Below are 25,070 nucleotides of genomic sequence, written 5' to 3'. Positions count from 1 at the left end.
TGAACAAGTGTATTTGCAGCGAAAATGATAGCTTTGTCGCTTCCTATCATTCATCCACATAAGTCAGTGCAACCAACTGAGCAGGACGTAGTAACGGCTATCCGGCAGGGCGACGAGCGTGTATTTGAGACTGTTTTTCGGCAGTTTTATGCACCCTTGTGTCGGTATGCGCGCCAATTTCTGCCCGATGCCGATGATGCCGAAGAAGAGGTTCAGGCTATGTTTTTAGCGTTTTGGGAGAAACGCGACGGGCTAATCATTTCCATTTCATTGAAATCATATCTATTTCGGGCCGTCCATAACCGTTGTTTGAATCGAATAAAACATTTCGCCATTCGGGAAGAACATCGACAGCATACGCTCTACACGGCCGAAGCATCGGTCGAATCGCCCGTACAGGCAATCCTGGGCGACGAACTGTCCGGGCGTGTGCAGGTGGCTATTCAAAAACTGCCCGAACAGTGTCGGCTGGTGTTTACATTGAGCCGGTTTGAGGAATTAAAATATCAGGAAATTGCCGACCAGCTGGGTATTTCGATCAAAACCGTCGAAAATCAGATTGGAAAAGCTCTCCGTATCTTACGAACAGAATTGAGCGACTATTTACCAATTATACTATTGACGTGGCTACTGGGCCACTCCTGATCATGGCCAATCAACGACCCATAGACGACGCTCTGCTGGCGAAATTTCTGGCAGGCGAGACCGACCCTGGCGAGTCGGCCCGGGTGCAGCAGTGGCTTGTTAGCCAGGATTCGGCCCCAGATGAGCCTACCCAGGACGATTTTGCTGCGTTCGACCGTATTTGGCAAACCGCTACGCCTGCTGATGCTTCACCCATCGACACGGATGCTGCCTGGTTGTCCGTTCAGCAAAAAATGCGGTCTGCGGATAAAAAAACGGAAACCCAGGCCGATCCGGTCGTGAAACCGATGCCTGTTCTGCGGGACGAGCAACCACAGACACAAGCCCCGCCGATACGTAGCAATCAGTCATTCTGGGGGAGTTCTCTCTGGCGGGTAGCGGCTGTGCTGATCGTAGCAATAGGGGTTGGCTGGTCGGCTTTCCGGTTCCTGCACGAACCTAAAACCGCAAAAGCCTTTATCACGGTACGTACCACCGACCAACCTCTGGATCGTGTGCTGCCCGATGGAACAACCATCAGGCTAAATCGACACTCTACCCTTCGTTATCCCACAGAGTTTACCGAGGAGCATCGGGACGTAGCGTTGACTGGTGAGGCTTTTTTCGATGTGATGCCCGATCCGCAGCGTCCATTTCGGATACAGGCCGGGCAAACATCGGTACAGGTACTTGGCACATCGTTTAATGTGCGGGCTTATGATCGTAATGTCAGTGTGGCTGTAAAAACCGGGAAAGTACGGTTTGCCAGTAAGCAAAAAGCCGTATTGTTAACACCAAATCAGCAGGCAACCTTTGACGCTTCAGCCGATACGATACGTAGATCGTTGCAGCAGACGGCGAATGTTTTTGCCTACAAAACGGGTCTGCTTGTGTTTGATAATGAACCATTACGCGACGTAGTGAAAACGTTGAATCAGGTCTACGATGCGGATATACGACTGGCCAACGATAAAATAGGCAGCTGTTTATTGAACACCCGTTTCGATAATACGCCGTTAAACGCTGTTATCGACATCACGGCCGAATCGCTCAGTCTGCGAGTCCGGCACGAAGGAAAACAAGTTATTCTGGACGGGGCTGGCTGTCAGAAGTAGGGGCAACCATCAGAATAGGTGTCTTGCGTGAAAAGTACCCACCATGTCAATACGTTATTTTTTTACAATTCTTTTTTGTTCCGTTCTCAGTCACTGCCTGCAAGCGCAGGGAACGCCCCCTCTGGAACGTATTATTTCGGTTGATATTCGTAATCAACGACTGGAAGATGCCCTTCGTCAGATCAGCAGTGCGGGCCGTTTTGAGTTTGCGTACAGCCCGTCCCACATCGATGGAAATGCGCTGGTTTCCATTCGATTAACGAATGCACCAGTTCGGCAAGTATTGAGTCAGCTGTTTGCGAATAGCGTTACGGTCAAATCGCGGGGTAATCACCTTATTCTGCTAAAAGCCGACCAACCTGATCCGGCTCCTAAAAGTCTGCTGTTGGACGGCTACATACTGGATGAGCAAACGGGGGAGCGAATCGGTCAGGCCAGTATTTTTGAAAAAACAACACTGGCTTCTACGGTCAGCAATCCATTTGGCTATTACCGGATTAAACTGCCCACCGATATCCCTGTGATTCGGTTGGACGTGCGTAAACAGGCTTACGTAGGTGAGAGCGTGACGATACGTGGTAAATTCACGCACTCAGTAAACGTCCGATTAAAACCCTTACCTCCTCAGGTTTCGGTGGCAGCTTTACCGATACGTAGAACCGAAGATACAACCCGACCCGCCGATCCGCTGGCGTCTGTTTCTGTTTCGATGCCAGCCGTAGTCCCTGATTCGACACCTGAGTCAAAACCCTCGCTGCTCGATCGAGGACGAATGAGTATTATGAATCTGTTCGTATCGGCTCAGCAGGCCGTTCACGATATAAACCTGAGTCGGGATACCTTGTATCGGGATTGGCAGGTGTCGTTTGTGCCGTATATCGGAACCAACCACCGGCTAAGTGGCCGAATTGTTAACCGGATTTCGGTCAATATGCTGGCCGGTTATTCGTTTGGGGTTCGTTCGTTTGAGGTGGGTGGGCTGCTAAACCTGGTTCAGGCAGACGTTTATGGCTTTCAGGCGGGTGGTTTAGGTAACCTGGTCGGTAGAGAGGTTATTGGTACACAGATTGGCGGCCTTTTTAACGTAAACGGTGGTTCCGTTAGCGGTTTTCAGGCGGGCGGTTTATTTAACGTGAATATGAAGAATGCGCGTGGGGTTCAGGTGGGCGGGCTATTCAATACAACGCTCGGCGAGCAACGCGGTATGGTTCAGATTGGCGGCCTGATGAACGTAGCGGGTCAGACGTTGACTGGCGTTCAGATTGCCGGTATTCTTAATGTAGCTCGTCAGGATGTGCATGGGTGGCAGATCAGTGGTATCCTCAACCGCGCCCGACGAATTACGGGGGGGCATCAGATTGGCCTGATCAACCTGGCCGATTCAGCCGGCAATGTGCCATTCGGTTTGCTTAGTCATGTTCGGAAAGGCGGGTATCGTCGGGTTGAGGTGTCGACGAATGAGGTTAACCTGCTCAACGTTACGTATCGAACGGGGGTGCGGCAGTTCTATAATATCCTTACCGCCGGAACAAGCTTCGACCGGCCGGGTAGTCCGCAGCTAAGTGCTGGTTACGGAATTGGAACAGCGTTTAGATTATCCTCCCGAACGCTGTTAGGCCTGGAGCTTACGGCCAGCCATTTGTTCTATTTGCCGACCAATTTCAACGACTGGAATCAGCACATTCGCTTTAGTCCAACGGTAGAAACAAAACTGAATCGTCATGTTTCGCTCGCCTTTGGTCCCACCGTCAACTGGTATTTCAGCGAAGACCCGACTGTGCCGCCACTCATGCAGCCGACCTTCGCGTTGTTTCATGACTATTTACCGCAACGGAGTAATAGCTATCACTGGGGCTGGGTCGGTTTTCAGGTCGGTTTGCGGTTCGGGAATCCATAGAACTAATTACGATTCTTCTGGTAGCCAGGAGTTTAAATGAACCACAGAGGATACAGAGTGTTGACTGAAATCTATTCTTTGTGTTCTCTGTGGTTTCTATTTTGTTGAAAAATAATAAGAGCAACGTAGGGGTAAGGTTCGAATCAGATGTCTGTATAGCATGGGTGGATAGTAGGCCACTCGACTTTGAGCATCAATTTTACTTACATCATGAAACGCACTTATTTATTTCAGCTAATCTGTACTGTTTTAATCCTGGTTGCTTCTGTATCCTGCGGCCTGCAGAGAGAGGATGTTGGCCCTTATCAGGATGACAAACGAACTTTTGGTATGACCAACTTCGACCGACTCGATATGGGAAGTGCCTTTATCATTAGGGTGCAGGCTGGTTCTGAGTTTCAGATTATTGCTGAAGGAGATCGTCGCAATCTGGATGATCTGGACGTGTATACACGTAACGGAACCTTATACGCCCGCTACCATAATTCGCGGAGCCGAAAGTATGAAACGTCGTTTACGATTGTCATGCCCACGCTACGTGGCGTATCATTTTCTGGAGCCAGTCAGTCAACCATAAACGGATTCGACAACCTGAACGAATTGGATATCCAGTTAAGTGGCGCTTCGAAAGGCCAGTTTGCCCTTCAGGCCAGGGAGGTTGATTTGACGTTGTCTGGGGCATCTAATCTCGAACTCAATGGCGAAGGAGTCGAGATGGAAGCTGATTTGGCAGGTGCATCCACACTGAAGGCGTTTTCGTACCCGGTTAAGACTGCTGATCTGAACGTTTCGGGGGCGAGTAATGCGAGTGTCAGTGTTTCTGGTACGTTGGATGTCGAAGCTAGTGGCGCCAGCAAGGTTCGGTATCGGGGAACACCCTCGGTGCGCCAGCGTCTGAGTGGAGCTAGCTCCGTGCACACCGATTAGGGTCGGTTATTGAGCAGAAACCCGCTGATAAGCAAGTTTTTAGCTGGCATTCAGCGGGTTTTCTCAGGCGAAACAAATAATAAGTAACAGAGGACGTATTGTTCAGATAGGAGTCTGAGTTGATAAGAAATGCGTTACAAAGGCCAGGAAATTACTGGTCTTTTCGGGTCGTCATCAAGTAATCGAGCCGCCGAATCGATTGAATAACAGCACGAACGGTGTGGTAATTGATTTTCCAGGAATGGCTCATATGTGTCCAGATCGGAGCCCCCTGGCGAGTCATGAGCGGCCACCATTCCCCAACGCCATGATTCACCATTTTGTCCAGAACAAACCGGTGAACGTTCTCGTAAGCTTTCCAGTAGATATCGTCATCCAGGATTCGATACGCATCCAGAAAACCGATCATTACTTCGGCCTGCTGCCAGAATTCTTTTTCCCGATCATATACGGCACCGGCGTGCGAACCTTCAACGTAGACACCACCGTATTCCCAGTCAACTCCGTTCGTAACGGCATGGGAAAAGGATTTGGTAAATTGATCCAGGTAGGTTTCGTGGGGAATGTCCAGAATTGCCAGCGCATGTAGCAATAGCCAGGCAAACTCAGCATTGTGCCCATAGCTGGTATTGTCTTCTGCTTCCGATTTAACCCCATCTTCAGTGAAACGATCCCAGCCCCAGATAATATCAAATTTAATCTGTGGGGCTACGTCCCAATTGGCCCAGAACTGAGGAACCCCCGTTCCATAAACGGGATGCATAATTTTCATCACCAGAAGCTCTATAATTTCGAGCAGTTTTCGACGGTGTACAGGCTGACGGGTGCACTCATACAACGTAGTGTACGCTTCCATCAGGTGCATATGAACATCAAGCGTTTTCCGATCGCCACCCGCCGATCCGGGTCCTTTGAGTGTCCAGTCGCGCTCGAACATCTCGAAATAACCCCCATACGTAGTGTCAGTGGCGTATTTCTGGAGTAAATCGAATACGTTTCGGGCGTATTTAATACCACGTGGATCGCCGGTTGCCAGTGTGTATTCACTCAGGCAGTACATGGCAAAACTTTGACCATACACAATTTTCTGATCGTTGATAACCTCACCCTTCCGGTTGGTCATCCAGTAAAAACCGCCATGCTCCTCATCCCACATATGAGTCAGCAGATACTCGACTCCATGTCGGGCCAGTTCAGCCAGTGCGCCTTCGCCATAGCCTGCCCGGTGGGCTGACGCATAGGTGTAAATGGATCGGGTCTGGGCAATCAACGATTTTTCATCTTCTCCAGAATCACTGCCATACTGATCGAAGTGCGTGATAAAACCACCATCGATTTCGTCCATCGTGCGGGCCGTCCAGAAGGGAAGCAGTTCATCCGTCAGGTGAGTGTGTAGTTCCTGAAGATGCTGGAGAAGTAATTCTTTAGTCATGGACGTAATGCGTTTTATATTGCTCCAAAAGTTCGGAAAGATTGGCGGTACCGGTTTGATTGAGTTTCTGAACGGTAACGGCTGCGGCCAGGTTTGCCAATAAGAGGGCTTCCTGAGGGGGAGTGCCAGCGCCTAAACAGGCGGCCCAGGTAGCGACTACGGTATCGCCAGCCCCGACCGTGTCCAAGGGACCAGTCAGCATGAGCCCATTGACGGTATGGTAGCCCGTTTCGTCAAGGAAAAGTATTCCGGCCGGACCGCGCGTAATAAGTAGTGGACCATTGAGTCGTTTCTGAAACGTAGTACCCTGCTGAATACACCAGTCGAGGTCGGGGTGACTGGGATGCGGAACGGCCAGAAAGCGAGCCAGTTCGGCGGTATTGACTTTCAACGTTGATCCGTAAACCTGCGTGCCCGTATCGCGCATATCGGCTAAAAAACGAACGTTCGGAAAGCGGAAAATTAAGTTGTTCAACAACTGCATCCGACCCACAGGCAGGAGCGGGTTGGCAAACTGCTGGTTAATAATTAACACATCGAGGTTGGGCAACAATAGCTCCAGTCCTGCGAGTATGCTTTCGAACTGCTCATCAGTTAAGCAGTTACCCGTACCAAAATCAATTCGGTTCGTTTCCTGATCGTTGACGGTTGGTTTAGTATACAGGCAGGTGTCCCAGGCCGAAACAACCTGCAGATACGTAGTGTCGACGCCTAACGTACTGAACAAATGCTGCATTTCGCGACCAAACAAATCGTCTCCGATACAGCCTATTACGTGGATGTTGGCGATGCCCAGGGCAGCCAGATTCTGTACTACGTTCCCGGCTGCCCCCAGTGACGCTCTGGGGCGACTTCCCCAGAATACATCCAGCCCTGTTTCAATAGAGCTTTCACCCGTTTTTGTTTTAAGATCAAAATATAAATCCACGGCAAAATCGCCGATTACACCCACTCTACTACTGGGAAAACGCCCAAAAATTGCCTTAATATCTGAACCGGTCATTGAGTCAGCGTAACAGTTGAATGGGAAAAGTAGATTATGCGTAATTTATAATCAAATCGCATTTTTTGTTACTAATCGACACAATTTATAGGCAATGAACCGATAGCGCACATTGGTCTACAGGTGTACATTCATACAGTCTGGTCAGCTTTTCCGACACTTCGGTACCAGTCCTTTTCTGCTTCATCGGTTGTCGGCCTATCTTTACCAGGTAATGGAAAAGCTGAACGACCGCTGGCTTCGATTGATAGGGATTCCACTTATTTCAATCGTTTCCAACTTTATTTTTTTTCAGCCCGACAACGATGCCCACCACATCAGTCGTTGGCTGGCTTTGGGCGTGAGCCTGATTGAGTGTAGCCTAATCTGGGAAAGTGCCCGGATTGGTATTATCAAAGCGCGTCAGTATTATCCGAAGCTCAGTCAGACTACGCAACGACTTTGTGTGCAGATCGGCTGGTTTACGTTAACAACCGTTATTCAGCGGATTGGAATCGTGTATTTCTACGACGTAACCCAGTTCTGGGGATATCCTATGTCAACGCGGGCCTATTGGCTCAATACGTTGATTCCCTTTCTGTTTACAATTCCGCTGGCAACTATCTATGAAGCCCGCTATCTCTATAAGCAGTGGTGGACAACGTATTACGAAGCCGAAAAGCTCAAAAAAGAGGCTCTGCAGAGTCAGCTCGATTCGCTGAAAGCACAAATTAACCCCCATTTTCTGTTCAATAGCCTCAGTACCCTGTCGTCGCTCGTTAGTGAGAATCCCAGACAGGCCGAACGCTTTATTGAAGAACTGGCCATGGTATACCGATACGTGCTGCAGACTAATGAGCAATTGCTGACCACCCTCGACAGCGAACTTCAATTTATTCGGGCCTATTTTCACTTACTGCAAATGCGTTTCGGACGTAGCGTTGAATTGGATATTGCGGTAGAAAAGGAATGTTACGCCTTATATATTCCGCCACTGACCTTGCAACTACTGGTCGAGAATGCGGTAAAACATAACGTAGCGTTACCGGCCAAGCCGCTACTCATCCAGATACGTACCGACGAGACGAATCGGCTTTTGGTCCGTAATACGGTCCGTAAAAAACACAGCATGATCCCGTCTAACCGGACCGGGCTGGCGAATATTATCGCGAAATACCGGCTCATGGGCCACCCCGATGTGACCATTGTGCAGACCGACGACTTATTTCAGGTCACCATACCTTTATTACCAGAATCCCGCTATGACCATTCTCATCATTGAAGACGAAGAGCTGACGGCTCGAAAACTACAACGATTATTACTTGACGTTGAGCCTTCCGCCGTACTGGTTGGCAGTACAGTCAGTGTGGAGGAGTCAGTGGAATGGTTACGTACCAACAGTCGGCCTGATCTGATCTTTATGGATATTGAACTGGCTGATGGCCAGAGTTTTGATATTTTTAATCAGGTGACGATTACAAGCCCGGTAATTTTTACGACCGCCTATGATGAGTACGCCATAAAAGCCTTCAAAGTAAACAGTGTCGATTATTTACTGAAACCGATCAAGGAAGAAGAGCTTCGCCAGGCGCTGACCAAACTGCGGACCTTAAAAGAAGTTCTGGCAGGCGAAGGAGGTTCTTCAACACCAGTTTTGGGGTTAGAGCAGTCATTGGCGACTCTGCTTCAGCAATTGCGGGAAACCGCGCCCAATTTATCAATAGCTCCAAATCCAGGATTTCGGATAGAAAAAACCGTTGCTACGTATCGGGAGCGCTTTATGATTAAGCAGGGCCAGAAACTCTTTTCAATTGGGATTGAGGAGGTCGCCTATTTTCTTACCCGAAACAAAATGTCGTTTGTTAAAACGTACGACAATACGGAATGGATGCTTGACTACACGCTGGATGAGTTAGCACAGATGCTCGACCCAAAACGCTTTTTCAGGCTAAACAGACAGGTTATTGCGGAAGCAAAAGCCATCGACAAGGTGCATCTGTATTTTAACGGGAAGCTGAAAGTTGAGCTGAAGCCCATGTTTACGGAAGAAGTTGTTGTCAGTCGGGAAAAAGCGGCTGAGTTTAAGCTTTGGTTGGGTGAATAAAACCGACGTTCCAGACTTTAATCCGGGCTTTTCAGTAGCCATTGTATTGGCCCCACGGCGAGAAACGGCCAGTTTTGCGCAGTCAATCAACGAAACGACAACTAATGAAAAAGCTCATTTACGCCATTCTTTGCTACGTATTACTGACCATCTCCAGTTCTGCCCAGACGCTGAACCCCGACCAATTACGAGCCGATTTTGATCGCTTTCGAACAGCCTTGAACGAAGTTCATCCTGAAATGTATCGGTACACACCGAAACCAGTTTTTGATTCACTGTTTGCCGCCACTGCTGCCCAACTGAACCGATCGATGACCCAGCAGGAGTTTTATTGTGCTATGAACCCACTGCTGGTTGCATTGCGCGATGGGCACATTAAATGGATCGTTTCGGGACGCGATGAGCATTACCCATTTGCGACTGAACAATTGTTCCCGCTGAAGCTATACTTCCTGAATGATAAGGCCTGGGTTGTGGCGAATTATGGCACCTCTACCATTCCCGAAGGCGTAGAACTTATATCGATTAACGGGCTGTCGATACCAGCTATTCTACAGCGACTGCTGCCAAAAATGACCTTTGCTGACGGCAATCGAATAGGGGGTAAGTACGAAGATCTTAACCATTTCTTTTCTGGATATTATGCTACGTTCATTGGCGCTCCTGAATCGTTTGACGTCGTATACCGAGAAGGTAATGAGCAGAAAACGTTGCGGCTGTCGCCAACTACTGAATCGGCAATAAAGGCCTATACTGAAAAACATAAGCCCGCAACACAACCGCCGTTTCGTTTAACAGTCACTGATCCGCAAACGGCAGTAATGACGATTGATCGTTTTTGGGCGGGTAAAGACGAACCTGATTTTGACACATTTTTGAAGACGTCGTTTCGGGATATCAAAGCCCGTAATGTGCAGAATTTGATACTTGACCTTCGTAACAATGAAGGCGGAGAAGAAGCCTGGGGCGTTAAGCTGGCTACGTACCTAAGCGACCAGCCGTTTCGGTACTACGATCATATCAGCGTTCGTCAGAAAAAGAAGTACTCGTTCCCGGCCTGGACACCAAAGCTGTACGTTAAACTACGCTGGCTTGTGCTCAAAAAACAGGGAGAGGGTTACGTATTCACAAAACATCGCGGTCTAAAAAAGCAAAAGCCTAATCAGAACGCCTATCGGGGGAATCTATTTGTGTTGATCAATGGCAGTAGTTTTTCCGTAACGACCGAACTGGCCGCCCGACTCCATGCCGATCGTAGAAAACGCGCCGGTAACGTAACGTTTGTGGGGCAGGAAACTGGCGGGGGGTATAAAGTTAATAGTAGCGGAATCTTTACAATCACGCAATTGCCAAACTCGAAAATAGACCTGGGCATTGGTATGTTTGGCTTCAATATGGCTAATGTGTCGGGCTACCCATACGCCGACCGAGGCATCATTCCTGATCACCTTGTGGAGCCAACCATCAACGACGTAGTAAATCAAAAAGACACGGTTCTAGACTACACAATGAAACTGATTCATTCGCCGAAAGCCGCCCTGACCAGATCAAACTAAACCCAATAGGAATTATTTAACGGAGCATACGTATCAATTTTCAGCTAGGAGTAGGTTTGATACGTATGCCAGGTTAGCCTAAAATGTCCTTTATTTTCAAGATAAAGCTTTTCAGTTCTTCCTGATTGACAGGTTTTGTCTGATAGTCTTCCACATCAACAGTGCTGTAAAGCTGTTTTTGCTCTTCCCAGTAATCTTCGGCTAGTATAACAATCGGAATTTTTGCGTAAAGGTCATTATGTCTGAACCCTTTTATCCAATCAATTTCCATATTTGCCGGGGAAAGGCCATTGAGGATAATGAGCGCGGGTAAAGGATGTTCAGCTAGTATCGTTTGTTCAAATTGAGAAAATGTTTTGAAGTTTCTTAGGGTAATTTCAGGCCCCCAGTTCTTAATCCCTTGCTGTATTATGACGAAATCATCAGGGTCTTCATCCAGCAGGGCCACCCACTTGCTGTCTGGTTGCATACTCTAAAAATGTAAATCCAATTCCTTCATATGTTATAAGAGGATGCCTTACCAAAATGTTTGTATTTTTAATGAGTTTTTAATATCTCACTTTTTCGGATAAGCTGGATTCTGGCTTGGAAAAGGGATAATTCGGAAGCCGCTTTCGCGAGTTTTGGGAGCAAGCGTAGAAAGTAATGGCTATTTTAAAATGCACTTGGCTGTCGTTGTTGAAGATAGTCGATCTACTACACCAGAACTTTTTCTGGTGTACTGGAACTACGGATCAACAATGGAAGAAAACGGGTAGTGTTTGGCTACCTGGTTAATTTTTTGAAATAGTAGAGATTGACTGGAGCTGACGAATTTCGTTGGCTGAGGGTAAAATAACCATCCCCATCCTTGTCGAAACAAATAGCTTCTCCCTTTGCTTCTGAAGCCATAGGAGCATTTCTACCGACTGTTCGCTGAACCAGATCGTCGATAGTTTGGTTGGCTCTGCGCTTCCAGTAAAAGCCCTGGCCATAGTTTCTGATTAATAATTCAGTTCCATCGGTAGAAATGGCCGCTCCCGTAACGGTTAAACCAACGACCAGCTCGCCTAACGATTGCGCTACAGTTATCTCATTAATATTCTGAGGGTAGGGAAGTCTGTAAATCTGAACGTTCGGATTGCGGTTCGTAAAAATGAAAATATCCTTAGTTTGCGGATCTACCAGGAACGTTTTAGCATCCTGAGGGAAATCAGGGTAGCGGAAGTTAATACGTTCGATCTGACTGATCGTTGATTGCAAACTACCTGGTTCGGGAAGACGATAAACCTGGGAAATCTCGTTTTGCAGATTATGATCGCCAATTTCACCTATATACAAATAATTTACACCATCGGCTGGGCCGGGTCCAATAGCCAGGTCTGACCAATCCCGATTACCAAAACGAGGTACATTAACTCGCCCTTTCAAGGTGCCATCATGTCCAATCAGCGTAAGTGCCGACGAACTCCCTTCGCCCTGAATAACCCAAAGATTTCCCGGCTGGCTACGGCTATCGACCATACCCGTAACCTTATCAACAATACCAGATTGTATAGGACTGGCTGTTGGTGTAGGAGAAAACTGGGTTAAATCGGTATCGGGAATAACTAGTTTACAGGAAGATACAAGCAGGCAAAGTAGAACAAGAGCAAAGCGCATACGATATGATGTGAACAATCGGGGGAAGCTAATCAACTGCGAAAATACAGGACTATTTGATTTAAATTGCAAATGGACTTTGTAACCCTGCTATGTTGACGAAATCAAATAGATAGCGTCAACGTAGCAGGGTTAGCGAGATTACATGTCGTCAGACAAAAATTTACGTATCGTTTGGTAGGGCCGTAGCTGCGTCTTTCCGTTAGTCGGCTTCTCTATAGGGGTGCCGTTCGGTCGGTTACTGTTGCTAACCCGATTACTGTTTTGTAACGATAACATCTCCTTGCGCAACTCGCGCTGCTCGTCGTCGTTCAGCGATTTTCGGGTTGCTTCTCCCTGTCCGTATCCATCGTTGAAATTACTGATCCGACTATCGGTTTGCGCCAGTTTCAGCTCGGCCAACAACTCATTTAGTTCGGTTATTGCCGCTTGACGCTCTTCTTTCAATTCATCCAGCGTCGGTAGCAGGCTCAGATTATGCTCCAGTACGTTCTGTTGGGTACGTTGTTCGGATAACTGAGCATCTAATGGAGCAATTTCCTGGTCCAGCCGTTTGATTCGACGGCGTAATTTCCAGAGCTTAATGTCTGCCTGTAGCCATCGGAACCAGAACGCCGATAAAACGGGCAGCGCAATGCCAAGGCAAACCGCTCCAGCGAGTGCAAATAAAATACCGCTTAACACAAACGAGAGCAAAGCCCACGGACTGTCGACAAGCGCCAGATTTAACTCGCTGGATTCGTTCAGTTGCTTCTCAATTTTGCTCATTGTAGAAGGGCTGAGCGTTTGCGTTGTTGCCGTCGGATCGGTGTTGAGTTGCAATTGACGTACCGACTTGTTGATGGCTGCTTTTAATTGATCCGTCCGATACGCTTCGTAACGAAACCAACCCAATACGGCCAATGTCAGCACCGAAAAAACGGCCAGGATAATTTTGAACTTTTCGTATTTACCCCGGTTCTGTTCGGGGTTCTCCTGATAAGGTTTTTCAATCAGTCGATCATAGGCTGGTTTGAGTAGGATAGATACCATCGCTAAGCCGACAGCAAATGCCCATGCTTCATTGGTATTCCGAATGTTGAGGGCGTAGGCCACAATCTCGTGTGAAATAATTAGGTCACCCGCTAAAAAGGAAATACCAGCAACCAGAAACAAGAGACCCGCCAGCAGCGAATAATCCGGCGAAGCTTTGGCGCGTCGTTCCCGTAGGTTAGCGCGGTCGTTTTCGAGAACCTGCCGATCGGCTTCTTTCTGCTTAACCTGTTTGTCGAGCCGTTCAACCTGAAGTGCATGGTTTTGCAGTTCAGCGTACGCTGTTCTTCGGTTCTCTGTTGCTTCGCTGAGTTTTTGCTCGGTTTGAGCAATCTCGGTACGTTTTTCCTGGATTCGCTCCTGCAACCAGTCGGTATTAACCTGACTGGATAGGTAGCCTTCGTATGTTTCCCGGTTTACGCCTTCCACACCGCTGGTGTAGCCGTGCTGAAAATCGGGACTGTTGGTTGGTTCCATCTGAAAATAGGTAAAGTTTATGATTGGCGCACCCTTTTGTCGCCCATCGAAACTTAATTAAATAGAGCCGCCCGCTGTTTTTCAGTCAAACGATCGCGCAGGCTCCTGGCTAGTTCAAACTCACTCAAAAATAGATTAACAAGCTGATCGCGTTTGGTGTTCAATTGCTTCAGTTTAGCCTCCGACTGATTCAAGGCCGAAACAACAGGCCATTTCTGCATTCGGAGAGCAGTTAACCCTTGATTTAGTCGGTCAAGATTAGTCTCAAAAACCGGCAGGGTTTGCTGTTTATCGAACGCTAATTGGCGATTAATTTGTGTAGAAGTTAAGCCAGTTTGTAAGGCATTTAGTGAGCTTAAAAAGAGCTTCCCAGCCAACAGGAAAAGGAAAAAGACAAAAATAAATAAGGCGACAGCCTGTATAACTGGTTGGAATTGTACAGCCTGAATCCCTATAAAAAGAGACGTGGCAAACGGGAGGCCAACCTCTTCAATCAGTCTACGGCCGGTTAATGCTACGTTGTCCTGGTAGAAAAACGATGTTTGACCGAATAAATTGAACATGCCTGCTAAAAAAATACCAATCGAAACCCACGGATTCGGAAAGGCTGGTTGTAGAGTGCTGGCAATGAGATAATACGTGCCAATGCACATAACCGTAGACAGACATAGGCTAACCGCCGTTCGAAGGAGATTGGTGGCTGCCGGCTGTCTGTTCCGCAGTTCGTTAATTTGCTTCTGCTGGAGGTTAACGCGGGTTTCCTGCTGTTCGATCAACTCATCAATTTCGTTGACTCTCAGGGATAACTGATTGATCTGGGCTTCCAGAGGAGCTACCAGTTGAGCGTAGTACGCCTGGATTTCGCTGATTTTCTCGTCAGGCCCTACCGTTGATAAGCCAAAGAGCACACCTTCATCACGGAGCGCGTGTTCATCCCTAAGCCAATACGGAAGTGTTTCTGATGCGGTGGTAGGATTTATGTCGGGTAATAGCGGTAATGGATTTTCGACTGGTGGTCGGGTATCCGGTACAGCAGATACAGATGGCTGGGCCAAAGGTGCCGCCATGCTCTGGTTAGCAACAGCAGTGTTTGGCTGAAAAATAATACGAAGTCGTTCGGCGAGCGTCATTCGGTGGAACCGATACTTGGGTTAGTGTTGGTGAATACGTTCATGGGAAACACATGTAAATACGTAAATAGTGCCCCAATAATCCAAACCCACACTAAATGATTTGCTTAAAATGAGCCTACTACACAGAATATTACAACAGCAGGGCCTACTGACGATTCATTAAAAACATCCGCTGTAAAGCGCCCCATAATCGTTTTTTTAGATGTTGATCCGCTTCAATGGTGGGTAGCGAGTCGGCCATGAGGAACGTAATGCCGAAAAAGCGTATCGGCTGATAGCGGTCCATAGCAATGTCGAGATGAATTCGATTGAAAGGAACGCCAAACGTAATGAAATGATGAATTTTTTTGTCCTGAACCAGGGCCGCGAAATCCAGATCATGAGCACCGTTCAGGTTCAGTAAGTCGACCCCTTCGATATTGAGGTTGATGGCTTTCAGGATTTTTTCCAGGAATAGCAGATTACTGGGGTCCAGTTCCTCGTCGGCCAGTAAAAGTACTTTATGATTTAATTCCGGTAATACAGGGCGTTGATCGGACGGGGTCAGAGCGGGTCTGGATGCCGGTTTAGGTAATGGTTCTGGCTTAGTTACGATACTAACTTCTTCCTGCACAGCCAGTATTGTTTCGATAACCGGTTGTTGTTCAGCCTGAACTGTAATCACCTCATCTGTATCATAGCTGGCCGATAAAGCATCTAGCTCGCTCAGAAGCCCCGTTTTCTCGGCTATGTCCGACGTAGCAATTATCTCATCCGCAACCGGCTGTTCGTCGACCAATACATCCTGATTCGTTGTCCACGATTCGTTGGAGAACCGAAACAACTGATCATTCTGATAAAATGCCTGATAAAAATTCGTAGTAGACATGGTCTATTAATTAACGACTGCTTTCCAGTTTATACCATTTGATTGACTGCAAAGGTTCGCGCCGACCGTCGAATGAACCCGTTGCTGGGCCATAGTATTTAACCAGATAGTCGAGAATAATGGGTTCTGATTCGCCTAAATCCCAAAGCTTTTGGGTCCGTTGCATCCAGCGAATACGTTCGATCCATTTGTCGCGCGAAAAACGGCTTTGCAGGATAAGCTTACTCGAATGACAAGCCGTACATTGCCCTTTTACCAACATCAGCTGCGGGTCAATAGCCAATCCGGTTTCCGGGTCTTTTTTTACTGAATCGGCCAGCGAACGAGCGGAAGCGGTACGGCTACTTCGTGCGTCGGAAGTATGGCTTGCGGTTTGGGCGGCAATACCTAAAAAGCCAGCCAAAGCCAGAACAAGCATCAAACAGTTATTTTTCATACGTGATTTCGTCTAGCCAACTTTAACGGCAATCCGATAGCAGGCATTATTGCAGTATCCTTCCGGATTCCACTGGGGCATAACCATCGGCTGCGATACGCCCTCACTGTCGGTAGCCCGAGCCCAGATTTCATAGTAACCCGGCTGCGGAAGCTTTACCTCGGCGGTCCAGCGTTGCCAGGCTAGCCGGTTTTTGGGTGGTTTCAGGTCGGCTTTTTGCCACGTAGCGCCAAAGTCCTTTGAGATCGAAACCTCACGTACCGACCGGTCGCCCGCCCACGCATGCCCGCGAAGACTGAGTGTCTGTCCTTTGTCCAGCATGGCTCCCGTTTTAGGGTACGTGATCAACGATTTTACTGGCATCGACTCAATAATTTTGAACTGGTCTTCCGGGGGATCAACGCCTGGCTCAACGGGATTGATGGGAACTTTATAGCTCTTGCCTGTCATTTTGGCTCCATCGTGGACTTTGTTACGTACTGAAATCGTATGCAACCATTTCCCCGACGTAGAAGCGGGCCAGCCCCCAACTACTAACCGCAGCGGAGCCCCATTGACCAACGGAATATCATGGCCGTTCATGGCCCAGGCAATCAACGTTTCGTCTTCGAGGGCTTTCCGCATCGGTACACCCCGTGAGATCACTTCCTTTTTTGGATCCAGGCTGATATGCAGATCTTTACCGTAGTAACCGATGTAGACGGCATCGTCTTTCAGACCAACATCGTTCAGAATATCTTTTAATCGAACACCCGTCCATTCGGCGCAGCCAACACCACCGTCGGTCCACTGATTGCCCGAGGTTTTTGGGAAATAGCCAGCGCGGCCGTTACCGCCACATTCCAGCACGAGCTGGTAAGTGTAGTGTTTGAAGCGTTTCTTTAGCTCCTCAAGTTTATAGGTTTTAACCTGTTTAACCGATTCTCCATTGATGGTTAAAGTCCAGCTGGCTACGTCGATTTTTTCGGGAGCCAGTCCGTTGTTTCGAATAAAAAATTTGTCGGCAGGTGTTACGTCATCGTCCAGCAGATGGGCCGGTGTTTCCACGTTCCAGGGCTTGTTGTTCAGCACCACCAGATCTTTGTGTTTGGTAGCCATCGGGTCTGTTTCGAAGACCAGAGGAACGTAGTGTTTGGGCAGCCGATCCGCGAAAACAATGTCTGTTCCCAGCAACGTAGCAAAGGTGGCCAGTGAACTTTGTTTGAGAAACCCGCGACGATTGAATAGATTATCGGATGAGTTGAGTAAAGCCATAGGGTACGGAGGGACCGGATTAGTTATCAAAATTAAGCAAAAATGGAACGTGTCGTCGGCTAAATAAGTCGTTGTCGGCCAATAGTACCAATAAAATCTGTTTATGGGGTATTCTGGCGGTGTAAATGAATAACCCAAAGCAACTCATTCTGATTTGCTTTGGGTTGCCGGAGAGAAAGCGCCTGCTTATTGTCCGGTTTTTTCCAGTTCAGCGATTGTCCAGGGCGTACTACGTGATACGGTTTCTTTGCGGAGCGTTAGTATGTCCTCATTCTTGATCATGGGATAAATCCATCGCCCAAACGTACCACCCGCCCGAACAACGGGTGGATTGGCTACCGGTATGGCGGGACGATTTGCATTGGGGTTGCTTCCTGCGCCAGCCGGTCGGGGAGGAGTCGGATTACCAAACTCAAACCGGATATAGTTGGCTACCGAAGCAATCCATTCGTCACTATTATCGGCCATCGAAGGCATTACGGTGGGGTAGGTTTTCCCATCAATCGGTCCTGATAAACCCTGGAGTAATATCTTAACCAATAAATCTCTGTCGGCCAGATGCTTCGAACCGGCTATGGGTGGAGCAACCTGGCTAGCGAGTCCTTTCCCATCCGTACCATGACAGGAGGAGCATAGGGATTTGAAAATTTCAGCACCACGTAGCACCGACGCCCGATCGTTTTCGGCCAGACTTCCCAGTTTGCTGCCGTACAGTTTGAAGTCATTGTTTTTCAGCAGGCTATTTCTGACCGCTGTGAGCATAGGATTACCTGAGTTTTGGGCCAGCAACGCTGCTGTGGCTGACGTAGCGGCTGCCGATGAACTATATTGTAAAGACTCCAGCAATTGGACACGAACATCGTAGCTGGGATCTTGGTGTAATGACGCCACCTGAGCGATCAGTTGTTCGTCATTTTTCTTCAGATAAGGCTCGCTAATCCAGATGGCCGTACGTCGTACCTGCGGATCTTCGTCTTTAAGGGCTGTACTGATCGTGGCCTGATCAATGGCATCTAAACCTTCCAGCGTCCAGAGGGCATGAATTTTGGCAAGCGCACTGAGTTTTGTAGAGGACACTGTTGACTGGCCAGCTACTAGCTGCTTCAGAGTAGGCACAATCGATTTATCGCCCAGAACAATCAATTGTTTCTGGGCATTGTCGCGCCACCAGCCGTTCGGGTGGTTCAGATACGTAACAAGTTGGCTTGCCGATTGATCCAGCATATTGGGTTTTGGGCCAGGCTTTACGCTATCCTGAACCAATCGCCAGATACGTCCGTGTTGAATGTGTTTATCCAGGCCAAGCCGTTCAATTTGCGGACGAATCCAGCTCCCTTTGGGCGTCCACTGCGACTCCTGAATGATCCCCCGGTTCATATCGACCAGATACAAACTACCATCAGGGCCCGTATACGTATTGACCGGGCGGAAATTGAAGTCGGTCGACGCAATGAACTCCTGTTCTTTATAGACATTCTCAAGCTGGGTTTTCCCCTGATTATTGACGATCCGGGCCCGGCGAACAATCCGGGCTACGGGCTCACAAATCAGGTAATCGCCCACTAAATCAGCCGGTAATTTGTCACCCCGATAAATGGACTGGCCGCAACCTGCCGTAAAATGGTTGAGCGTACTATCGGCACGCAGTCGCTTGGGACCTCCCTGGGCATCTGGATTGGCAATGATCGACCAGACCGGGCTGAACGTAGCTTCGTCGTAAGCATCCGCAAATTCAAGCGAGCCGTATTTAGGGTTGATCTGGAAGCCTGAGCCTGCGTTTTCGCCACCACCCCGACTGAAAAATAATCGCCCGTAATTGTCGTGCGTTAATCCCCATTGGCCGTTTGAGCCGCTGTAGAGCGAATCAACACGGATTTGGCCATTCGTATACCGGAATCGTACCGGATCGACAGTGACGTATATCCAGTTATCCAGATTCCAGTCTAAACCACTACGTTGGTGTTCCAGATTGCCCGGCGCTTTACGATCGACATGGTAAATTCGCTTTTTATCGTCGGCAACGCCATCGCCGTTGGTGTCTTTGTAACTCCACAGATCATACGTATCCGTTTCATTGACAATGAGTTCGTGGCCAACGCATAAGAGCATCCGGGGCAGGAGCAGTTTATCGATAAAGACCGAACTCTTGTCCATTTTTCCGTCGCCATTGGTGTCTTCCAGCAGCATAACCCGGCTCACGGGTTCGTGCTCGCCAGTTGCATCGGCATCCTGCATGTACGTATCCATTTCTGCTACGTACATACGCGCATTGCCATCCCAGGCTATCGCCACCGGTTCGTGAATCATGGGTTCACTGGCGACTAATTCCATGTGGTAGCCCTTCGGAACCCGAAAGGACGCCAGACTTTGTTCTGGATTCAGATACGCCGTATTGGCCACTGGATTGACCGACGGTTTAGTCGCGGAATCGACGCCCACCGGAGTGGGTGATGCGTTATTCTGAACAGTTTGCGTTTTTGTTGTTTTGGAAACGGTACACGTTACCACTAACGCAGACAAAGCCACCAGGTGACCCAGTCGAAGATGTTTTTTCATAGAGGTTTAGGGGAATAGTCGTTAGGACGCCACGTATTGATTGAGTTGACTAGTACCACACAGGAAACAGAAGATGTTATTCGTTACGGACATGATCCCGCTTTTACTCACCAGCACAGTTGATCATGGTTCCAGAAGTAACAAATGGTCTATTGTTTACTCTATAATTACATTAATTCAGATCGATATAGCAAAAGAACCCGAATGCCTGCGCGTTCGGGTTCTTTTGAGTCCAGTTTGGCGTGCTCGTTAACGTGGGCGGCCGCCTGATTGGGTACTTCCTCCGGCTGGGGCTGCCTGTTGATTGCCACCGTCACCGCCTTCGCCACCTTTTACGTCGTCATTATTAACCGAGCGGCCTTTTTTGCGTTGTTGCTCGAAGGTCATCTTGCCGATTCGATACGTAAAGGTGAGTTTTACGTTTGAATTGTAGAGGTGATTGGTATTGACCTGCGTCAATAATGGCGTGCTTAGGTTCGTCCGCATGGTAACACCATTGCCAACAAAGTTTTCGGCGGCCAGACCGATACTGCCCCGTTTGTTGGCCAGGTCTTTTCTGACCCCCAGCGAATACATGTAAAAGCTACCCATCGTGCCCTGTAATTGTGGCATCGGACCACGCCAGAAACTGAATAGCTGAGCGCTCCAGCCATTGTTGATTTGTAGCTGACTCATTAACCGGCCACCAATGCTTACCCCTGTATTGCTGATCGTGATCGACTTTCCATTGGCATCCGGAGTTTGCCCCTGCATGTATACGTAGTAACCATCCAGACCACCGTTTACGCTCCATTTGGACGTAATACTGGTGTTGAAGAAAATGTTGGCTCCGTAGGTGCGCTGAATGCCTATGTTCTGGAACGTAGTAATAATGCCACCCGCCAACGTATCAGACGGAACCCGGATCTGCGAAATAGCATTATTGGTCAATCGGCCGAACACGGCCGCGTTCAGGTAGGTTTTCTGGATCGTGGAGCTATAGCTTAATTCAAAATTATCGGTAAGTTCGGGGCTTAAGTTTGGATTGCCGACCGAAATCATCTGAGGGTTGGCTGCGTTGGGGTTGGGATTCAACTGCTGCAAACCGGGGCGTTGAATTCGACGGTTATAAGCTGCCTTAAGCGTGGTGCCTCCCTTCAGGCTTTTCGAAATATTGATGCTGGGAACCAGATTGCCATAGTTCGGAATATCCAGGGGAGTATAAGTCCTAGATTCGGTCGACTGATTAGCCGAAATGCTCGTGTACTCGTAACGGGTACCTACTTTAAAGGTGTATTTGCTGGGCGTTACGTAGGTATAGGAGATATAGCCTGCGCCTATGTTCTGATTGTAGGCTAACGATCCGCTCGGATTAGTTGGGTCGTTGTTTAATTCACTGTTACTGCTACCAATCAAATAGCGATAGTCGCTGTCAACTTTCCGCATGATGGCTTTACCACCGAATTCGAGCAACTGGTTTTTACGAATAGGGGTCTGATAATCAGTTTGTATGGTAAATTCCTGATTCGTGTTGTTGTTGAGGTTTTGCTGACGCGCGGTTAACGTACCGCCACTGTTCAACAAGTCGGCGTAAAAATTATTGGTCAACCCCGTTCGGCTGTACTGCGTGGAAATCGACCATTCCTGCTGCGGTTTAAACGTTCGCACGTAATCCAGATTCATATCGACCGAATTGGACAGGTCTTTCCGGTTCACGTCGCGATTGGTCATGCTTAACAGCGAATCGGCCAGATACGTACTGGTAAGCTGATTCTGTTGTTGCACGAAATTCCGGGTGCCGTATCGAATGCTGGCCGATAATGACTGATCTTTCGCCAGATCGTAGTCGAATCCCAGGGTATACTGACCAAAAAGGGGCTGGTCAAAAGCGGTTGCCTGCTGATTGGTACGTTGAGCCTGCGTTCCGGTTAACGTCGTCTGATCTAAGGTCGACGAAGCCCGGTTGTACATATAACGCCCGAATCCGCCCAGACTGACGCCTAACTTGCCTTGTCGGTACGAACCATTCAGCCCCAGGTTCGAAGCGCGAAGGCCAACACCAGCATCCAGATTCAGCGTCAAGCCATGCAGCGTATTTTTCTTGGTGATGATGTTGATAATTCCGGCGGCACCTTCGGCATCGTATTTGGCCGATGGGCTGGTAATTACTTCAACCGATTTGATCATATCGGCTGGCAGTTGTTTGAGCGCATCCGCTACGTTTGAGGCTACGATAGTTGAGGGTTTGTTGTTGATCAACACCCGGATATTCTGGCTGCCCCGTAGCGAAACATTGCCGTCCAGATCGACCGAGAGCATCGGTACCCGTTTTAGTACGTCCGACGCATCGCCCCCTTTGGCCGTCAAATCTTTATCGGCGTTGAAAACCAGCCGGTCTACTTTTTCTTCAATCAGAGCCGCCTGCCCCGTAACGACCACTTCGCCTAAGGTTCGAATATCGGGAGACAGTTTAACGGAACCGACGTTGATGTCGGAGCCTTTCACTATTGTGAACGGTTTAGAATTCTGGTTTTTGTAACCAATGAACGAATACTGTAACCGATAGTCGCCGGGAGCCAGTTTTGACATCAAAAAAGCCCCCTTGGTATCGGAAGTGGTGCCATCGATGGGCTTATTGGTTTTTTGATTGATCAGCGCAATGGTTGCAAACTCAACCGGTTTCCCGGAAAGCGAATCGATCAGTAGTCCGTTGATTTTTCCGTTGCCTTTGGGAGTATCCTCCGTAACGCCGGTAAAGTCACTTTTTTTGCGTCGATCATCCTGATTGCCGAAGCCTGGACCGCCAGGCCCACCACCCGGAGGGCCAAACTGAGCATATGCCTGATTGATACCAGTCCAAAGTCCGAATAGAAGAAGTATATGAAATTGCCAGCGCATCGTTTTAAGAAAGATTACCGTATTGTGTATCAAAACAACAGCGGGTTTCTTTACCTGAAAAATGCAATAGACCAGTGAGTTAGGAACGTCGGCAGACAGGGAGTTTCAACCGATGAACACCGTTTGGATGAGACTCGGTAATCGATTGGTGCGTTCGTCGGGGAAAAGCGGTAAACCATCGATAAATTGCAGGAGGCCAGCGATTCGGTACGTAACGTTTCGCGTTTTGCGCTAAACTTGTACTTTGCTTTTTACTTATGGCAGCTACTCTGTTTTCACGTCGATACGTATCGGTGCTGAGCCATCTACTGGGCTGGGGCTTAATGGGTTATTTGCTGTTTTTTTATCAGCCGCTTAGCTCAGAAATTAAATTCCCCCGATTGTTTTTCGTCAGGCAGGTTATCTTTTTGGGGCTTGTGGTCGGTACATTTTACCTGAACGGAAACGTTTTTGTGCCCCGTTTGCTGCTTCCCGGCCATACTGGTCGATACTTGTTGGCGCTGACAGCCGTTATTACATTACTTGTTTTAATTCTTGGTGGCATTGAGATTGGATTTAATCTAGCCGAACAGATGCATCGAGCTTTTCATCCAGATGGAAGTGGTAAGCCAAAACTCTATGGCTGGATTCAACCGTCTTTGTTTACCATCGTGCTGGTATTGGGCATCAGCACCAGTATGTCACTGTTGCAGAAATGGCAGACCGATGCTAATCTTCGTCTGGCACTCGAACAGGCCAAAACCAGTTCGGAACTGTCTTTTCTGAAAGCGCAGATAAACCCTCATTTTTTCTTTAATACGCTGAATAATATCTATGCGCTCACGCTCATTGACGCAGAGATGTCGCGGGAAGCGTTGCACCGTCTGTCGCGAATGATGCGCTACGTTCTGTACGAAACGCAGTCTGGTACTACGTTGCTGAGCAAAGAAATTGATTTCATTAGTGATTACATCCAGCTCATGCAATTGCGCTTAACAGATAAAGTAACGGTGGCGCTCGATACGCCGTCTCCATTGCACGATCAGCCAATTGCGCCAATGATTTTTTTGCCTTTTGTTGAAAATGCGTTCAAGCATGGTGTTAGCACATTGGATTCCAGTAAGATACAGATCCGTATTCACCAAAAGGAGAATCAATTGAAGCTCGATGTGAGCAATACGTTGTTTCAGCAGAAAGTCCCATCACTAGAGTCGGGAAACGGTATCGGGCTCACCAATACCCGTCGGCGACTTGATCTGCTCTATCCAGATCGCTACGTATTGCTGATTAATGAAGACATTTCAGGTGGCGAATATGAAGTCCACCTAACTCTGGAATTATCATGACTTTATCCTGTATTGCCGTCGATGATGAGCCGCTGGCGTTGGGCCTGGTATGCGCCTTTATTGATAAAACTCCATTTCTGGCGTTAAATGGGCGATTCAGCAGCGCCGTAGAAGCATTGCAGCATCTGTTACAGCATGCTGTCGATCTGATTTTTCTGGATATTCAGATGCCCGATCTGACGGGCCTGGAGCTGGCCCGTGTATTGGAACGTAGCAATCGGGGAGGACATACGACGAGGATTATTTTCACGACGGCGTTTGATCAGTTTGCGCTGGAAGGCTTTCGGGTCGATGCGCTTGACTACCTGCTGAAACCATTTAACTACGAAGAGTTTCTACGAGCATCCAGCAAAGCGCGACACTATTTTGAATTGATACACCGGCCAAATCCAACGCCTGTTACGCTCCCGCTACCAGCAACTGTAGAAACTCCGGAGGATTACCTCTTTCTGAAGGTAGAGTATCAGTTGGTTCGAATTGCGTACAACGATATTCTATATATCGAGGGACTGAAAGATTACGTGAAAGTGTACCGCCAAAGTGACCCTGACAGACCTATTCTATCACTCACTAGCCTGAAATCGCTGGAAGAGAAGCTACCGCCACGTCGATTTATGCGCGTGCATCGGTCCTACATTATAGCGCTGGATCACATCAGTGCCGTTACGAAGAACTCGGTACAGATTGGGTTAGTCGTGATTCCCGTCAGTGAGCAATACAAGGACGTATTCGGTCAGTTTATCAGCCGGTGGGTGTGAGAGAGTTTTCAGTTTATAGTTTTCAGTTCGCTAAGCAGTCTTGCGCCAGCTACTGAAAACTATAAACTATAAACT

Annotated in this window: 20 protein-coding genes; 9 read left to right on the top strand and 11 right to left on the bottom strand. The window is 48.3% G+C overall.

Annotated elements, in window-relative coordinates:
* Window positions 1-24 precede the first annotated feature (24 nt).
* The 4 genes from GK108_RS10660 (at window position 25) to GK108_RS10645 (ending at window position 4,563) form a co-directional block, all read left to right on the top strand.
* The gene (locus tag GK108_RS10660) at window positions 25-645 is read left to right on the top strand and encodes an RNA polymerase sigma-70 factor (RefSeq protein WP_163947158.1); all 621 of its coding nucleotides are present in this window, start codon (window positions 25-27) and stop codon (window positions 643-645) included.
* Window positions 646-647: 2 nt separating this feature from the next.
* On the top strand, window positions 648-1,739 hold the full coding sequence (locus GK108_RS10655) for a FecR family protein (protein ID WP_163947155.1): 1,092 nt from the start codon (window positions 648-650) through the stop codon (window positions 1,737-1,739).
* 43 nt (window positions 1,740-1,782) lie between these two features.
* Window positions 1,783-3,636, top strand: coding sequence for an STN and carboxypeptidase regulatory-like domain-containing protein (locus tag GK108_RS10650; protein ID WP_163947152.1), 1,854 nt, complete (start codon window positions 1,783-1,785; stop codon window positions 3,634-3,636).
* Between the two features lie 210 nt (window positions 3,637-3,846).
* Complete coding sequence (locus GK108_RS10645; RefSeq protein WP_163947149.1) at window positions 3,847-4,563, top strand: head GIN domain-containing protein; 717 nt, start codon at window positions 3,847-3,849, stop codon at window positions 4,561-4,563.
* Between the two features lie 151 nt (window positions 4,564-4,714).
* On the opposite strand, the gene GK108_RS10640 is transcribed toward GK108_RS10645, so the two are convergent.
* Both GK108_RS10640 and GK108_RS10635 read right to left on the bottom strand, forming a co-directional pair.
* Entirely contained in the window at window positions 4,715-5,995 is a 1,281-nt protein-coding gene (locus tag GK108_RS10640) for an AGE family epimerase/isomerase (protein WP_163947146.1), read from the bottom strand.
* Window positions 5,988-6,998, bottom strand: a complete 1,011-nt coding sequence (locus tag GK108_RS10635; protein ID WP_163947143.1) for a bifunctional heptose 7-phosphate kinase/heptose 1-phosphate adenyltransferase — start codon at window positions 6,996-6,998, stop codon at window positions 5,988-5,990. The genes GK108_RS10640 and GK108_RS10635 overlap by 8 nt, the downstream gene beginning before the upstream one ends.
* A gap of 214 nt (window positions 6,999-7,212) precedes the next feature.
* Between GK108_RS10635 and GK108_RS10630 the strand changes: the two genes are divergently transcribed.
* The 3 genes from GK108_RS10630 (at window position 7,213) to GK108_RS10620 (ending at window position 10,638) form a co-directional block, all read left to right on the top strand.
* Window positions 7,213-8,259: a sensor histidine kinase gene (locus tag GK108_RS10630; protein ID WP_163947140.1), complete on the top strand. Its 1,047-nt coding sequence runs from the start codon at window positions 7,213-7,215 to the stop codon at window positions 8,257-8,259.
* The gene (locus tag GK108_RS10625; protein ID WP_163947137.1) at window positions 8,240-9,082 is read left to right on the top strand and encodes a LytR/AlgR family response regulator transcription factor; all 843 of its coding nucleotides are present in this window, start codon (window positions 8,240-8,242) and stop codon (window positions 9,080-9,082) included. The genes GK108_RS10630 and GK108_RS10625 overlap by 20 nt, the downstream gene beginning before the upstream one ends.
* A gap of 104 nt (window positions 9,083-9,186) precedes the next feature.
* The gene (locus tag GK108_RS10620) at window positions 9,187-10,638 is read left to right on the top strand and encodes a S41 family peptidase (protein ID WP_163947135.1); all 1,452 of its coding nucleotides are present in this window, start codon (window positions 9,187-9,189) and stop codon (window positions 10,636-10,638) included.
* A 73-nt stretch (window positions 10,639-10,711) separates the two neighbouring features.
* Here GK108_RS10620 and GK108_RS10615 read toward each other — a convergent pair whose 3' ends face one another.
* The 9 genes from GK108_RS10615 to GK108_RS10575 form a co-directional block, all read right to left on the bottom strand.
* Window positions 10,712-11,107 (bottom strand): hypothetical protein, encoded by a 396-nt coding sequence (locus GK108_RS10615; RefSeq protein ID WP_163947132.1) that lies wholly within the window; start codon window positions 11,105-11,107, stop codon window positions 10,712-10,714.
* A gap of 296 nt (window positions 11,108-11,403) precedes the next feature.
* Window positions 11,404-12,279: a PE-PGRS family protein gene (locus tag GK108_RS10610; protein WP_163947130.1), complete on the bottom strand. Its 876-nt coding sequence runs from the start codon at window positions 12,277-12,279 to the stop codon at window positions 11,404-11,406.
* Between the two features lie 141 nt (window positions 12,280-12,420).
* Window positions 12,421-13,788: an AAA family ATPase gene (locus GK108_RS10605; protein WP_163947128.1), complete on the bottom strand. Its 1,368-nt coding sequence runs from the start codon at window positions 13,786-13,788 to the stop codon at window positions 12,421-12,423.
* A gap of 53 nt (window positions 13,789-13,841) precedes the next feature.
* On the bottom strand, window positions 13,842-14,918 hold the full coding sequence (locus GK108_RS10600; RefSeq protein WP_163947125.1) for a hypothetical protein: 1,077 nt from the start codon (window positions 14,916-14,918) through the stop codon (window positions 13,842-13,844).
* Window positions 14,919-15,066: 148 nt separating this feature from the next.
* Window positions 15,067-15,789: a hypothetical protein gene (locus GK108_RS10595; protein ID WP_163947122.1), complete on the bottom strand. Its 723-nt coding sequence runs from the start codon at window positions 15,787-15,789 to the stop codon at window positions 15,067-15,069.
* Window positions 15,790-15,799: 10 nt separating this feature from the next.
* A complete protein-coding gene (locus GK108_RS10590) occupies window positions 15,800-16,225 on the bottom strand; it encodes a hypothetical protein (protein WP_163947117.1) in 426 nt (141 codons plus the stop codon).
* Between the two features lie 12 nt (window positions 16,226-16,237).
* Window positions 16,238-17,479 carry a sulfite oxidase gene (locus tag GK108_RS10585; RefSeq protein ID WP_163947113.1) on the bottom strand — a complete coding sequence of 414 codons (1,242 nt, stop codon included), beginning with the start codon at window positions 17,477-17,479 and terminating at the stop codon, window positions 16,238-16,240.
* 186 nt (window positions 17,480-17,665) lie between these two features.
* Window positions 17,666-20,035 (bottom strand): DUF7133 domain-containing protein, encoded by a 2,370-nt coding sequence (locus GK108_RS10580; protein ID WP_163947110.1) that lies wholly within the window; start codon window positions 20,033-20,035, stop codon window positions 17,666-17,668.
* Window positions 20,036-20,284: 249 nt separating this feature from the next.
* The gene (locus GK108_RS10575; RefSeq protein ID WP_163947107.1) at window positions 20,285-22,912 is read right to left on the bottom strand and encodes a TonB-dependent receptor domain-containing protein; all 2,628 of its coding nucleotides are present in this window, start codon (window positions 22,910-22,912) and stop codon (window positions 20,285-20,287) included.
* Between the two features lie 257 nt (window positions 22,913-23,169).
* On the opposite strand from GK108_RS10575, the gene GK108_RS10570 reads away from it, so the two are divergent.
* The gene (locus tag GK108_RS10570; RefSeq protein ID WP_163947104.1) at window positions 23,170-24,237 is read left to right on the top strand and encodes a sensor histidine kinase; all 1,068 of its coding nucleotides are present in this window, start codon (window positions 23,170-23,172) and stop codon (window positions 24,235-24,237) included.
* Window positions 24,234-24,995, top strand: coding sequence for a LytR/AlgR family response regulator transcription factor (locus GK108_RS10565; RefSeq protein WP_163947102.1), 762 nt, complete (start codon window positions 24,234-24,236; stop codon window positions 24,993-24,995). Before GK108_RS10570 ends, GK108_RS10565 begins: the two co-directional genes overlap by 4 nt.
* The last annotated feature ends 75 nt before the right edge of the window (window positions 24,996-25,070 follow it).

This window comes from Spirosoma terrae (genome assembly GCF_010435915.1).
GTDB lineage: Bacteria > Bacteroidota > Bacteroidia > Cytophagales > Spirosomataceae > Spirosoma > Spirosoma terrae.
Note: the sequence above shows the minus strand (reverse complement) of the source record. Positions and strands in the feature narration are given on the sequence as shown.